The sequence below is a fragment of the Streptomyces sp. NPDC050287 genome (genome assembly GCF_044459385.1).
Taxonomy (GTDB): Bacteria; Actinomycetota; Actinomycetes; order Streptomycetales; family Streptomycetaceae; genus Streptomyces.
On record NZ_JBITIY010000001.1, the window covers coordinates 469,421 to 482,627 of the forward strand.

Genomic DNA, 13,207 nt, shown 5'->3' on the forward strand with positions numbered 1-13,207 from the left:
ACGGGCCTTGCTGCCAGGATCCGTGGGGGCTCCGCTGCCCGCAGGGCATGTGGGTGGCACCGGCCCGCAGGGCATACGTGAGGGGGTGACCACCGGGCGGGTGGTCACCCCCTCACATGTCTGCGAGAGCTGCTGGTCGAGCCGGTGAGCTAATGGCCCTGTTCGTCGCGGCGCCGCTGCCAGCGCTGCTCGATCCGGTCCATCATGGAGCGCCGCTGCCGTCCCTGCCGGCGGGCCTGAGGACCGGTGGCCGGTTGTTCACCGGGCTTGGGCGCCTTGCGCCAGCCAGTCACCGCGAGCACCGCACAACCCAGCATGACCAGGAAGCCCACCACACTGAGCCACACCTGCTTGGCGACCATGCCGGCCATGAGGAGCGCGATACCTACGAGGAAGCCCGCGACCGCCTGGTAGACCCGCCGCCGGGTGTACGTACGCAGCCCGCTTCCCTCGAGCGCCGACGCGAACTTGGGATCTTCGGCGTACAGCGCTCGCTCCATCTGCTCGAGCATTCGCTGCTCGTGCTCCGAGAGCGGCACGGAGTCCTCCTCATCGTGCAGTCGCCGGGGCGACTAGGGGGTCCCTTCAGGATAGGCAGGGAATCGCCCCCGTGAAACCCGCCCCTCTACGCCAATTGGCCAACCGGATTCCGCCATGAACACCCGGCTCGCTGAGGACTCCATTCCCCAGCAGCCGACCCGTCATGCCGGGCGGTCTCCCTCGATCATACGGCGCACCGCGCCCGATCGGGTGGCCTGTGGCGTACTCCATGCGCACGCAAGTCCCTGATCAGCGGCGCGCCCCCGCGGCCCCGCCCGCGGAATGCGCTCAGACCTCGCCGTCCCCGCGGGTCTCACCGAGCACATGAAGCTGTGTTGCCACGGAGTGGAAGGCAGGGAGCTCGGCCGCGGCCTCCTCCAGCTTCAGCAGGGCCTCCAGCGCACCGGGCTCGGTGTCGACCAGCACGCCGGGGACGAGGTCGGCGAAGACCCGCACCCCGTGCACGGCCGCGACCATGAGGCCCGCGCCCTCGACCAGCCCGGTGAGCTGCTCGGTGGTGAAGCGGTGCGGCACCGGGTCACCCTCGCCCCAGCGGCCGTTGGGATCGTCGAGGGCCTGCCTGGCCTCCTTGAAGTGGCCGGCGAGGGCGCGGGCGAGCACAGCACCGCCCAGTCCCGCCGCGAGCAGGCTGAGGACGCCCTCGGCGCGCAGGGCGGCCACCACGTTGCGGACGCCCTCGGCGGGGTCGTCCACGTACTCCAGGACGCCGTGGCACAGCACCGCGTCGTAGCCGCCGCGCTCGACCACCTCGAAGAGGCCGTGGGCATCGCCCTGGACGCCCTGGACCCGGTCGGCCACACCGGCCTCGGCGGCGCGGCGCTCCAGGGCGAACAGCGCGTTCGGGCTGGGGTCGACGACGGTGACGCGATGGCCGAGGCGGGCGACGGGCACCGCGAAGTTGCCGCTGCCGCCTCCGGTGTCGAGGACGTCCAGCGCCTGGCGTCCGGTGGCCTTGACCCGGCGGTCGAGGGCGTCCTGGAGGACTTCCCAGACCACCGCCGTACGGAGCGAGGCGCGGGGCCTGGAGGGGTCGGAGCGCAGCGACGCCGTCGGGGGGCGGTGAGGGGAGACGGGCGGGCGCATCGGGTCCGACACGGCAGTTGACTCCTCGGCGCGGCACCGCCTCTTGCGCGGCGGAGCGAACGGGGCGCCTCCCCGCCCCGAGGCGCGGGACGGGAGAGACTTCAGGCGTTTCCCACCCTATTGCCTCCGACGCCGCGGCCGGTCACCGCGGGGCCGGCCCCCGCGCACGTCTCACAGCGCGGCCCTCGCGGCGGTCAGCGCGCTGGGTCATCCCGCGTCCGGGAAGTCGCGGTCGGCTCGGTTCCGGTTCCGCGGCTGCTCCGTGTCCTGGCGTGGCTGCGGCAGGACCGGCTGGAGCACCAGCATCCGCTCGACGAGGCGCAGGAACATCGCCACGTCACGTATCAGGTCGTCGGCGTCCCGGCGGCTGGCCGCGCCCTGGATGCCCGCCTCGGCCCGGGCGCGGCGCCGGGCCCCGGAGGCGAACAGCGCGCTCCACTCGGCGAGCTCGGGCGCGATTTCGGGGAGCACTTCCCAGGCGCTCCGGATCTTGGCTCTGCGACGCGGTGAGGACTCCGGGCGCCCCCGGGCGGCGAGCACGGCGGCGGCGGTGCGCAGGGCGGCGAGGTGGGCCGTCGCGTAGCGCTCGTTCGGGGTTTCCAGGGCGGCGGCCTCGTCCAGTCCGGCACGGGCCTGGCCGAGCAGGTCGAGGGCGGCGGGCGGGGCCGTGGCCCGGCGCAGCACGGGGTGCACGTCGCTCGCCGGGCCGGTCAGTGAGGGGGCAGGGCCGGTGGCGCGGCGCCGACGGGCGGCGGCTGCGTGGTAGTTGGCCATGACGAACCTCCTGTCGTCTGCGTGACGGCATCGCCCCGATACGGGGTGCCGTATGAACCCATCGTGAGGTATGGCACTGACAATCCGTTCTGACCTGGCCTTTTGCTTCAAACGAGAGTTCGGGTTAGTTTTTGCACTGACCAGTCAGTTCAAATACCCACCGGAACCAACAGGATCGCGAACAGGGGGCACTGTGGGCGGCGTCCGCGTCACAGCAGCAGGCCTCGGGCTCAGGGGCCCGCGGGGATGGGCCTTCCAGGGCGTCGACGCCGACGCCGAGCCCGGGTCGCTGATCGCGGTCGCTGGCCCGTCCGGTTCCGGCCGCACGAGCCTGCTGCTCGCGCTCACCGGGCGGATGAAGGCCACCGAGGGGACGGCGATCGTGGGGACCGCGCGGCTGCCGAAGCAGATGGAGGCCGTGCGCCGCGTCAGCGCGCTCGCGCACGTCTCGGGAGTCGCCGACCTCGATCCGGCCCTGACCGTCGGCGAGCACCTGCACGAGCGGGCCCTGCTGCAGCGCCGGTACGGCGGGCCGGTACGGGAGTTGCTGCGCCCGCGCGCGGAGCGGGCGCACGAGACGAAGCTGCTCGTCGGCAGCGCGCTCGCCGCGGCCGGCCTCGACCTCGAGGCCCTGCCCAAGGGCTCCCGGACCGCTGTGCGCGATCTGGAGCGGGTCGAGGCGCTGCGGCTGTCGGTGGCCCTGGCGCTCGTCGGACGGCCGGGGCTGCTCGGCGTCGACGACACCGACCTGAAGCTGTCCGCGGCCGAACGGGCCGAGGTCTGGGGGCTGTTGACGTCGATCGCCGAGGCCGGCACCACCGTCCTCGCGGTGGGCGCCGAGGCACCCGAAGGCGCCGTCACGGTGTCCACCCGCAAGCCGGACGAGACGGAGGAGAAGGCCGATGCGCTCGCCGCGACTGGCCGCGCTTGAACTGCGCCGCTTCGGCAGGGGAAAGCTGCCGCGCGCCGCCTTGGTCGCCCTGCTGGTCCTGCCGCTGCTGTACGGCGCCCTGTACCTGTGGTCCTTCTGGGACCCCTACGGCCGCCTCGACCGCATCCCCGTCGCCCTGGTGAACGACGACAAGGGAGCGCGGACCGACGGGCAGCGGCTCACCGCGGGCGAGGACATCACCGAGGGCCTGCGCGACAGTGACACCTTCGAGTGGCACGAGGTGAGCGCCGCCGAGGCACGCGCGGGCGTGGAGGACGGCAGGTACTACCTGTCGCTGACCATGCCGGCCGACTTCAGCAGGCGCATCGCGTCCAGTTCGGGCGACTCCCCCGAGACGGGCGCGCTCCAGGTCCGCACCAACGACGCGAACAACTACATCGTCGGCCAGATCTCGCGGACGGTGTTCAGCGAGGTGCGCACGGCCGCGTCCACCAAGGCCTCGCGGTCCTTCCTGGACCGGATCTTCATCTCCTTCTCGGACATCCACGGCGAGACGGTGAAGGCCGCGAAGGGGGCCGACGACCTCGAAGGCGGCCTCGGCAAGGCGGAGAAGGGCTCCCAGGACCTCGCCGACGGGCTGACGGAGGCCAAGAAGGGCAGCGGCAGGCTGTCGAAGGGGCTGGCGACGCTCGACACGGGCGCGGGCGACCTGGAGGACGGCTCTCGGCGGGTCGCGCAGGGCACACAGGTCCTCGCCGACAAGGTCAACGGTGTCGCGGACAAGGTGGGCCCCTTCCTGGAGGACAACGAGAAGACCATCGGCGACACGGCCCGGCTGGTCGCCGACTCGTCCGGGGCGATCCGGCACAACCTCGACACTCTGGTGAGGACGGCCCCGACGGCCGCCAAAGGGGCGCACGCTGCCTCCGCCACGCTGAACGCCGTCCACACGGCACGCTGCGAGGACCCGGTCCTGCCGGACGCCGCCTGCGCCGACCTGAAGAAGGCCGCGCAAGCCGCCACCGACGTGGCGAAGGTCGCCGACGACCTCAACACCCTGATCGCGGACCAGAACGGCGACCTGAAGAAGCTCGACGCCGACCTCGGCACGCTCCAGAGGCAGGCCCGGGCGCTCGCCGACCGCGCCCCGCGTCTCTCCGAGGACCTCGACGACGCCGTGTCGAAGATCAACGAGCTGAACGAGGGCGCCGGGAAGGTCGCCGTCGGCGCCAGGCAGCTGCACAAGGGGCTCGGGACGGCCGGCACCGGCGCGTCGGAGCTGGACGCGGGCGTCGGTGACCTCAGGACGGGAGCCGACGACCTGAAGGGCGGCATGTACAAGCTCGTCGACGGCTCCGGGAAGCTTTCCGACGGTCTGCACGACGGCGCCGAGCGGATCCCCGACTACGACAAGAAGGACCGCGACCGGCGCACCGAGGTGATGGCGGACCCGGTCCGGCTCGCCTCCAGGGACCTGCACAAGGCGCCCAACTACGGCACCGGTTTCGCCCCGTACTTCATCCCGCTGTCCCTGTGGGTGGGCGCGATGGTGGCGTACATGCTGATCACGCCGCTGAACCGGCGGGCGCTGGCCGTGGGCGCGCCGGCCTGGCGGATCGCGCTGGCGGGCTGGCTGCCGGTGGTGGCGGTCGGGGTGCTGCAGACGGCGGCCCTGATGTCGGTGCTGCACTGGGCGGTCGGCCTGGAGATGGCGCGGGCGGCCGGCACGGTGGGTTTCCTGTTCCTGGTGACGGCGTGTTTCGCGGCGATCGTGCAGTGGCTGAACGCGCGCTTCGGAGCGGCGGGCCGGATCCTCGTCCTGGCACTGCTGATGCTGCAACTGACGTCCGCGGGCGGCACGTACCCCGTGCAGACCAGCCCCGGCTTCTTCAACGCGCTGCACCCCTTCCTGCCGATGAGCTACGTCGTCGAAGCCCTGCGCAGGCTGATCACGGGCGGTGGCCTCGGCCCGGTGTGGCAGGCGTGTGCCGTCCTGACGGCCTTCACCGTCGGCGCCCTCGCGCTCACCGCCGTATCGGCACGGCGCCGCCAGGTGTGGACCCTCGACCGGCTGCACCCGGAGCTGACCCTTTGAAGCGTTCTGTGAGCCGTTCGGTGACCTCTCAGGGCACGCTTCCTGTGACAATCAGGACCATGGAAAGCAGCAGCGCCACGCCGGGTGTCAGCACGCGCCGCGAGGCCACCCGGCAGAAGCTCTACGAGGCGGCCGTGACGCTCATCGCCGAGCAGGGGTTCTCCGCCACCACCGTGGACGAGATCGCCGAGCGGGCCGGGGTCGCCAAGGGCACGGTGTACTACAACTTCGCGAGCAAGTCGGTCCTCTTCGAAGAGCTGCTGCGGCACGGAGTGGGACTCCTCACCGCCTCCCTGCGGGAGGCGGCCGAACACACCGCGCGCGACGGCGGCAGCAGGGTGGACGCCCTGGACGCGATGATCCACGCCGGGCTCGTCTTCATCCAGCGCTACCCGTCCTTCACCCAGCTGTACGTGGCGGAGCTGTGGCGCACCAACCGGGCCTGGCAGTCCACCCTCATGGTGGTGCGGCAGCAGGCGGTGGCGGTCGTCGAGAGCGTGCTGCGCGAGGGCGTGGAGAACGGCGAGTTCTGCGACGAGATCGACGTCCAGCTCACCGCGGCCGCGCTGGTCGGCATGGTGCTGGTCGCCGCCCTGGACTGGCAGGCCTTCCAGCCGGAGCGCTCCCTGGACGACGTACACGCGGCACTGTCCCGGCTGCTCCAGGGCCGGGTGAGCGGGCGCCGCTGAGGCACCAGGAGATTCCGGACACACAAAAGCGCCGGTCCGGTGTGGCCGCGTCCCCCGCGGGCCACCTCGAACCGGCGCCTCCTTGTGCTCCCCCGTTTTCCCCGTGCCCCCCGGTGTTCCCCCGGTTTCCCCCGTCGGGCCCCCGTTCGGTCATCTCCGGGCTCCCCCGTGCCTCGCTCCCGCCGGCTCCGGCCGGCGGAAGGAGCGGATCCGGGGCCGCTCCGTTCCGGCGCCCCGTGTCGCCGGTTCCGGAGCCGCGCCCCTTTTCCGTGCCCCCACTCTCTCCTTCACGCAGGTCGGCGCCCATCCGCGCGCGTACTCAACTCACCCCCTAGGTACGGGTACTCAGGCCTGCGCACTCATGCCCAGGAGGCCTTGTCACCGACTGGTGACGATCGCCTCCGTGCCCCTACTCCCCCTGCCCTCGCCGGCGACCGGGCCGACGGCGTCAACGTGTTGCCGGAGTCCGCCCTGCCGCCGGCCCCCCACCCCATGACCGCTGGTCACAGGCCCGCGACCGGATTGTCGGTGGCGGCCGATAAAGTCGCCGGCATGGCACGGATTGCGGTGATCGGCGCCGGGACGGGCGCGATGGCGGCCGCCGCCCGGCTGGCCGTCGCGGGCCACCGGGTGACGGTGTACGAACGTACGGAGACGTACGGCGGAGCGGTGCGCCGCCTGGAGCGGGACGGCTTCTCCTTCGACACGGGCCCGGGGCTGCTCCCCCTGCCCGCGGTCTACCGCGACCTGTTCGTCAAGACCGGCAAGGAGCCGCTGGAGTCCTGCGTCGAGCTGGTCCAGGTCGACCCGTCGGCGCGGCACGTCTTCGCGGACGGCACTGAGGTGTCGCTGCCGAACGCCTCGCGCGCGGGCGCGGTCGCGGCCCTGGACGAGGCGCTCGGGTCGGGCGCCGGTCAGCGCTGGGGCGACTTCCTGGTCCGTGCCCGCGAGGCCTGGGACCGGACCCGCCGGCCGCTCCTGGAGGAACCCCTGTGGCCGAACTGGTCGGTGCTGGCCGACCGTGAGCCCTATCCGTCGGTCCCGCACAAGCGTCTGCTGCGCACCCGCAGGGCCACCACCCTCGCCGAGGTCGGCGCATGGGAGCTGCGCGACCCGCGCCTCGCGGCCCTCCTGGAGAGCCACGCCCTCGCGCACGGCCTGGACCCGCGGACCGCCCCGGCGAGCGCGGCCGTGCTGCCGTACCTGGAGCACGCCTTCGGCACCTGGTATCTCCGCGGCGGGATACGGGAGTTGGCGCGTGCCGTGTACGAGCGGTGCGTGGCCAGGAAGGTCGAGTTCGTCTTCGGCGCCGAGGTCACCGGCGTGCTGGAGAAGGGCGGCCGGGCGGCCGGGGTCGAGCTCGCGAACGGCACCGTGGCGGAGGCGGACTTCGTGATCGCCGGCGTCGCACCCGAGGTGCTCGGCCGCCTCACCCGGAACACCGCGGTGCGGGGCGGGGGCGGGGTCCCGCCGCAGCGTGGCCTGCCGAGCCGGATGACGGTGCTGCTGGCGCTGCGCGGAGGGCGCCCGGAGGGTACGGCGCATCGGACGGTGGTGCATGCGCAAGACCGGGAGGGCGAGTTGGAGTTCCTGTTCGGCACGGACCACCCGATGACCGGAGGCCCGACGGTCACCGTGCTGCGGCCCGACGACCCGGAGCTGGTCCCGGACGCGGAGCACGAGGCGATCACGCTCACCGCCGTGTTCCCGGCGGGCCACCCCGAGCCGGAAGTCGTCGGCCGGTACACCGACGCCATGCTCGCCGCCGCCGATCACGCGGTGCCGGACCTGCGCGACCGCCTGCTCTGGCGCGAGGTCCGCACCCCGGCCGACATCGCGGAGGCGACGGGCGCGGAGGGTGGAGCGGTTCCCGCCCCGGCCCTCGCCGCCGCAGGCGGAAGCCTGCTGCACCCGGCCAACACCACTGGCATACCGGGCCTGTTCACCGTCGGCGGCTGGTCACATCCGGGCGGCGGTCTCCCGCACGCGGGCATGTCGGGCGCACTCGTCGCCGGACTCATCGTGGAGGGACCGGAGTTCCGCGGCTCTCGGTGAACGCCCGGTCCTCGGTGAACGCCCGGCGGTACAGCCGGGCGCCGCTTCAGAACCGGTACTGCTCGTCGAACCCGTTGCCCTGGCCCTGGTTCTGGTCGTAGCCCTGCTGCCCGTACTGCTGCTGCTCCGGCGGGAGGTCGCTGTACGGGTCGTCGGTGCTGCGCTGCTGCGGCACCCACACCCCGCCGCCCGGTGTGTCGCCGTGGGTGCCGGTGCCGTACTGGTCCTGGCCGTAGCCCTGCTGCCCGTACTGCTGCTGGCCGCCGTAGGAGGCGTCGTAGCCGGCACCGCCGTAGGCCTGGGTACCGATGTACGGATCGGAGTAGGCGGCGTACTGCTGCTGCCCGGCCGCGTCGTAGCCGTACTGCTGCTGGTCGTAGCCGGTGTAGCCGTCGTAGGAGTACGACGGGTCGGCGGCCGCGGTCGCGTACTGGTCCTGGGTCTGCTGGCCCGCGGTGGCGTAGGACCCGTCGGCGGCCGCGTAACCGGAGTTGTAGACGCCGTAGGAACCGGTGTCGTCGGGCAGCGGCTGCGGCTCGTACACGGCGGTGGACTCGGCGGCCGTGGCGCCGACGGGGCGGGCGGGAGTGAACACGTCGTCACGGTCGTACTCGTCGTCGTGACCGTAGGCGCCGGTGTTCTGACGGTGGTCGGTGTCGTCGCCGTAGCCCGCGTCGCCCGCCTCGAGGTCGGTGACCTCCAGCGTCGGGTCCTGGTGGTCCGCCTTGCCGCGGCGCCGCTTGGTGCCGTCGGCGCCGGGGCGGCTGACCGCCCAGCCGGCCGCGAAGCCGCGCCGGAAGGAGAGCGTGACGTAGGTCTGGCCGACCGCGAAGGCGATCGCACCCAGACCGATGACGATCACCGAGGGGAGCAGCACGCCGAACACGACGCCGAGGAAACCGGCGAAAGCCAGCAGCCGCCAGCGCAGGCGTGCCTTGTACTGCAGCAACACCTCGCCGAGCAGCCACAACGCGACGACGCCGAACGCGATGTAGAGGACCGTCCAGCCCATGTACGCCCCTCTCCCAGTGGCCGCTACGCAGTGTGTCGTAAACCGGTGCGGCCGGTCTAGGCCTGCGGTGGATGGTGCAGGCCCAGGTTCTCGTAGATCTCCAGGGTCGCCGTGGAGTTGTTCAGCGTGATGAAGTGCAGACCGGGCACTCCCTCGGCCAGCAGCCGGGCACAGAACTCCGTGGCGAACTCGATACCAATGGAGCGTACCGCCGCCGGATCGTCTTTGACTGTGAGGATCCGCTCTTTCAGGGCGGGCGGGAAGGCCGCGTTGGTGAGGGACGGGATCCGCTCCACCGTCTTCACACTCGCGATCGGCATGACCTCCGGGATGATCGGGGTCTCGCAACCGGCGGCCGCGACCCGGTCGCGCAGCCGCAGGTAGTCCTCCGGCTGGAAGAACATCTGCGTGATCGCGTAGTCCGCGCCGGCCCGGCACTTGTCGACGAAGTGCCGCACGTCGGCGTCCCAGTCGTCCGAGCGCGGGTGCATCGCGGGGAAGGCCGCGACACCGACGCAGAAGTCACCGGATGCCTTGATGAGTTCGACGAGTTCGGCGGCGTAGGCGAGGCCGCGGGGGTGCGGCACCCACTCGCCCATCGGGTCGCCGGGCGGGTCGCCGCGCAGGGCCAGCATGTTGCGGATCCCGGCGTCGGCGTACTGGCCGATGATGTTGCGCAGGTCGGCCACCGAGTGGTCGACCGCGGTGAGATGGGCGATCGGGGTGAGCGTGGTGTTGGAGGCGATCGCCTCGGTCGCCTTGACCGTGCCGGCGCGGGTGGAACCGCCCGCGCCGTAGGTCACGGAGACGAAGTCGGGCGCCACGGCCTCGACCCGGCGCAGCGCGTTCCACAGATTCCGCTCACCCTTCGCGGTCTTCGGAGCGTAGAACTCGAACGAGTACGTCGTCTTGCCGGTTGCGAGCATGTCACGCACGGTGCGAGCGTGGTCCGACCTTGTGGATGCGGTGCCGAGGGCCATACCCGCAGGTTAGCCAGGGTGCGGCGGTCACCCAACCGGATCACGGATTTTTGCCTGATTTGTCCATATCCTGTCCACCTTTTGGACAGGTGGGAGGGCAGGTGGCCGGACAGGCTTTCCTGCCCGGCGGGGGCCGGCGGGCTCGCTCGCTACGCCTGCCGCAGCCGTTTCACGAACTGGGCCGTCGCCGCTCCCGGGTCGTCCGCCTCGGTGATCGCCCGGACGACCACCACCCGGCGGGCGCCCGCCTCCAGCACCTCGTCCAGGTTGCCGAGGTCGATGCCGCCGATGGCGAACCAGGGGCGGTCGGCGGCGAGGGAGGCGGTGTGGCGGACCAGGTCGAGGCCGGGGGCGGGACGGCCGGGCTTGGTCGGGGTGGGCCAGCAGGGACCGGTGCAGAAGTAGTCCACGCCCTCCTGGACGGCGGCCGCGGCGGCCTCGGTCTCGGAGTGCGTGGAGCGGCCGATGACGATCTCCTCGCCGAGGATCGCGCGGGCCGCCGGGACCGGGAGGTCGCCTTGGCCCAGGTGCAGGACGGCGGGCCCCCAGGGGTGGGCGGCGCGGGCCGCGTGCGCCACGTCGGCGCGGTCGTTCACCGCGAGCACCTTGCCGTGCTGATGGCACTTGTCGGCGAACAGGCCCAGCAGGCCCAGCTCCTCGTCCGCCTCCAGGCTCTTGTCACGCAGCTGGACGATGTCGACGCCGTTGCCCAGCACCGCGTCCAGGAACTCCGGGAGGTCGCCCTGGCGCTTGCGGGCGTCCGTGCACAGGTAGAGCCGGGCGTCGCCGAGCTGGGCACGGGCCTCGGTGTCGGGCGTGTCGGACCGGTCGGGCATGGGCGCGTCCCCCGATGTGGATGGCGATGTCGGTGGCGATGTCGTTGGCGTACAGGCCGTGGCGAACCGGTGCGGTCGGCCGCCGCGGGCCGTGGTGAACCGCGGCCGTGGCCCCGGCGGACCACGGCCCGTACACCGGAACGGTCTTCGGATCAGCCTGCTCGGATCAGACGGCGAGCGCCTGGGCCCGGCGCTTCACCTCCGTGCCACGATTCTCGTTCAGAGCCTGCGCGGGGGTGCCGGGCAGGCTCGGGTCGGGGGTGAAGAGCCACTCCAGCATCTCTTCGTCCGTGAAGCCGTCGTCCCGCAGGAGCGTCAGGGTCCCGGACAGGCCCTTGACGACCTTGTCCCCGTCGATGAAGGCGGCGGGGACGTGCAGCGCGCGGTTCTCACCACGGCGTACGGCGATGAGCTGGCCCTCCTTGACCAGCTGCCGCACGCGCGTCACCTCGACGCCGAGCATCTCGGCGATGTCGGGGAGGGTCAGCCACGCGGGGACGAGAGCATCGATCTTTGCGTCAATCTCGGTCACGGGACAAGCCTGCCATCCCGCACTGACAGTCGGAAGCCAGGACCGCCCGACCTGCCGTTTTCTCTTACGCTGTGGCGGCCTTCAAGGGCCGCGCCGGGTCGGTCAGCAGTTCGGGGTCCATCGGCGTGCCCGCCTCGATCAGCCGCCGCCCCTGCGCGAGGTCCCGGGGGCGCCCGACCGCCAGCAGGGCGACCAGGCGGCTCTCGCGCAGCCAGCACACCGTCCAGGCCGGGCCGGACGGTTCGCCGCGCCACAGGGTGGTGTCGGCCGACGCGTGGTGGCCGGCGTACTGGACGAAACGGCCGAACTGCTCGGACCAGAAGTACGGCACCGGGTCGTAGACGGCCGCGGGTTCGCCCAAGGCCTCGCCGATGATGTTCGCGGCCACCGTGCGCGGTCCCTGGAGGGCGTTGTCCCAGTGGTGGACGAGCAGGCGCTCGCCGTACCTTCCCGAGGGGAAGGAGGCACAGTCGCCGACCGCGTAGACGTCCGGTGCGGACGTGCGCAGACGGTCGTCGGCGACGACCTCGCCGTGGGTGCCGAGCCTGATGCCGGAGCCCGCCAGCCAGCCCGTGGCGGGCCGGGCGCCGATGCCGACGACCACGGCCCCGGCGGGCAGCCGCGAGCCGTCCTGCAGCAGCACGGCCCCGGGTTCCACCCGCTCCACGCGCGCGTGGGTGCGCAGTACGGCACCCGCGTCGGCGTACCAGGAGGCCATCGGGGCGGCCACCTCGGCGGGCAGCGCGCCGGCCAGCGGGCGGTCCGCGGCCTCGACGACCGTCACCGCGCAGCCCGCCTCGCGCGCCGCCGTGGCGAACTCGGCGCCGATCCAGCCCGCGCCGACGACCACGATGTCGTGCTGGCGGGCGAGCACCGGGCGCAGTCGCTCGGCGTCGTCCAGGGTGCGCAGCAGATGCACGCCGGGTACGCCTTCCGCGCCCGGCAGCGCGATGGGTTCGGCGCCGGTGGCGAGGACCAGGACGTCGTACGGGACGGGCCCGGCCTCGGTGTCCAGTTCGTGGTCGGCGAGGCGCACGCCCAGCACCTCGCGGCCCAGCCGCAGTTCGATGCCGAGGGACTCGAAGTCGACGTCGAATGCGGAGCCCTCGGCCTTGCCGAGCAGCACGGCCTTGGACAGCGGCGGCCGGTCGTAGGGCTGGTGGGGTTCCGCGCCGATCAGGATCACGGGGCCGGTGAAGCCCTGTTCCCGCAGGGCGACCGCGGTCTGCACCCCGGCCATGCCCGCGCCCACGACGACCACCCGCCGCCCGGATGCCCCGCCCTCTTGCTGCGTCTGCTCGCTCACCTGATCACCATAGACAACTGACGATCCGTCAGTCAGCCGTCGTGCGCCGTGACCTGCTCCACAACGCTCGTCCCGCTGCCGGGCTGCGACTCCCACTCCCAGCTCTCCTCCAGCCGTACGCGACCGTCGGCCAGTTCGACGACCGTCGACACGCAGTGCCCCGAGGACGTCGTCCCGTCCTGCTTGAGCTGTACGTACCGGAAGTCCAGCCGGTCGCCCTCCCGGGTACCCACCAGGTGTCCGCGTACGACGTCCCCGCCCGCGTAATCGGCCCAGATCTCGCCGTCCTTCTCGCGGTACGCGAACCTGGTGCGGGTGCCCACCTGACCGGGGGCCTGGTCGGCGACGGGGGCGAGGACGAGGCCGTCCAGCGAGCGGGGCATGAGGAAAGG

13 protein-coding genes are annotated in these 13,207 nt (G+C 72.5%); 4 read left to right on the forward strand and 9 right to left on the reverse strand.

Translation table 11 applies throughout. The annotated features are described in order from the left end of the window. Positions 1-149 precede the first annotated feature (149 nt). The 3 genes from ACIBK3_RS02095 to ACIBK3_RS02105 all read right to left on the reverse strand — a co-directional run bounded on the left by ACIBK3_RS02095 (position 150) and on the right by ACIBK3_RS02105 (position 2,418). Positions 150-539, reverse strand: coding sequence for a DUF3040 domain-containing protein (locus ACIBK3_RS02095; protein WP_399360911.1), 390 nt, complete (start codon positions 537-539; stop codon positions 150-152). Between the two features lie 289 nt (positions 540-828). Next, positions 829-1,656, reverse strand: coding sequence for a methyltransferase (locus tag ACIBK3_RS02100; RefSeq protein ID WP_399360913.1), 828 nt, complete (start codon positions 1,654-1,656; stop codon positions 829-831). Between the two features lie 195 nt (positions 1,657-1,851). After that, positions 1,852-2,418, reverse strand: coding sequence for an SAV_6107 family HEPN domain-containing protein (locus ACIBK3_RS02105; protein WP_399360915.1), 567 nt, complete (start codon positions 2,416-2,418; stop codon positions 1,852-1,854). 193 nt (positions 2,419-2,611) lie between these two features. Here ACIBK3_RS02105 and ACIBK3_RS02110 point away from each other — a divergent pair, with 193 nt between their 5' ends. From ACIBK3_RS02110 to ACIBK3_RS02125, 4 genes are all read left to right on the forward strand, one after another. Beyond that, the gene (locus tag ACIBK3_RS02110) at positions 2,612-3,349 is read left to right on the forward strand and encodes an ATP-binding cassette domain-containing protein (RefSeq protein WP_399360917.1); all 738 of its coding nucleotides are present in this window, start codon (positions 2,612-2,614) and stop codon (positions 3,347-3,349) included. Further along, positions 3,321-5,405, forward strand: a complete 2,085-nt coding sequence (locus ACIBK3_RS02115) for a YhgE/Pip family protein (protein WP_399360919.1) — start codon at positions 3,321-3,323, stop codon at positions 5,403-5,405. The genes ACIBK3_RS02110 and ACIBK3_RS02115 overlap by 29 nt, the downstream gene beginning before the upstream one ends. Positions 5,406-5,464: 59 nt before the next feature. Beyond that, positions 5,465-6,094 (forward strand): TetR/AcrR family transcriptional regulator, encoded by a 630-nt coding sequence (locus ACIBK3_RS02120; RefSeq protein ID WP_399360921.1) that lies wholly within the window; start codon positions 5,465-5,467, stop codon positions 6,092-6,094. A gap of 552 nt (positions 6,095-6,646) precedes the next feature. Next, the gene (locus tag ACIBK3_RS02125; RefSeq protein WP_399360923.1) at positions 6,647-8,149 is read left to right on the forward strand and encodes a phytoene desaturase family protein; all 1,503 of its coding nucleotides are present in this window, start codon (positions 6,647-6,649) and stop codon (positions 8,147-8,149) included. A gap of 46 nt (positions 8,150-8,195) precedes the next feature. Here ACIBK3_RS02125 and ACIBK3_RS02130 read toward each other — a convergent pair whose 3' ends face one another. The 6 genes from ACIBK3_RS02130 to ACIBK3_RS02155 all read right to left on the reverse strand — a co-directional run bounded on the left by ACIBK3_RS02130 (position 8,196) and on the right by ACIBK3_RS02155 (position 13,198). Next, positions 8,196-9,161, reverse strand: coding sequence for a hypothetical protein (locus ACIBK3_RS02130; RefSeq protein WP_399360925.1), 966 nt, complete (start codon positions 9,159-9,161; stop codon positions 8,196-8,198). A gap of 56 nt (positions 9,162-9,217) precedes the next feature. After that, complete coding sequence (gene metF / locus ACIBK3_RS02135; protein ID WP_399360927.1) at positions 9,218-10,141, reverse strand: methylenetetrahydrofolate reductase [NAD(P)H]; 924 nt, start codon at positions 10,139-10,141, stop codon at positions 9,218-9,220. Between the two features lie 149 nt (positions 10,142-10,290). Then, a complete protein-coding gene (thiE, locus tag ACIBK3_RS02140) occupies positions 10,291-10,977 on the reverse strand; it encodes a thiamine phosphate synthase (RefSeq protein WP_399360929.1) in 687 nt (228 codons plus the stop codon). A 166-nt stretch (positions 10,978-11,143) separates the two neighbouring features. After that, positions 11,144-11,509, reverse strand: coding sequence for an Rv2175c family DNA-binding protein (locus ACIBK3_RS02145; protein ID WP_399360931.1), 366 nt, complete (start codon positions 11,507-11,509; stop codon positions 11,144-11,146). 64 nt (positions 11,510-11,573) lie between these two features. Continuing rightward, entirely contained in the window at positions 11,574-12,815 is a 1,242-nt protein-coding gene (locus ACIBK3_RS02150) for an NAD(P)/FAD-dependent oxidoreductase (protein ID WP_399360933.1), read from the reverse strand. Between the two features lie 32 nt (positions 12,816-12,847). Continuing rightward, positions 12,848-13,198: a hypothetical protein gene (locus ACIBK3_RS02155; RefSeq protein ID WP_399360935.1), complete on the reverse strand. Its 351-nt coding sequence runs from the start codon at positions 13,196-13,198 to the stop codon at positions 12,848-12,850. Between the last annotated feature and the right edge of the window lie 9 nt (positions 13,199-13,207).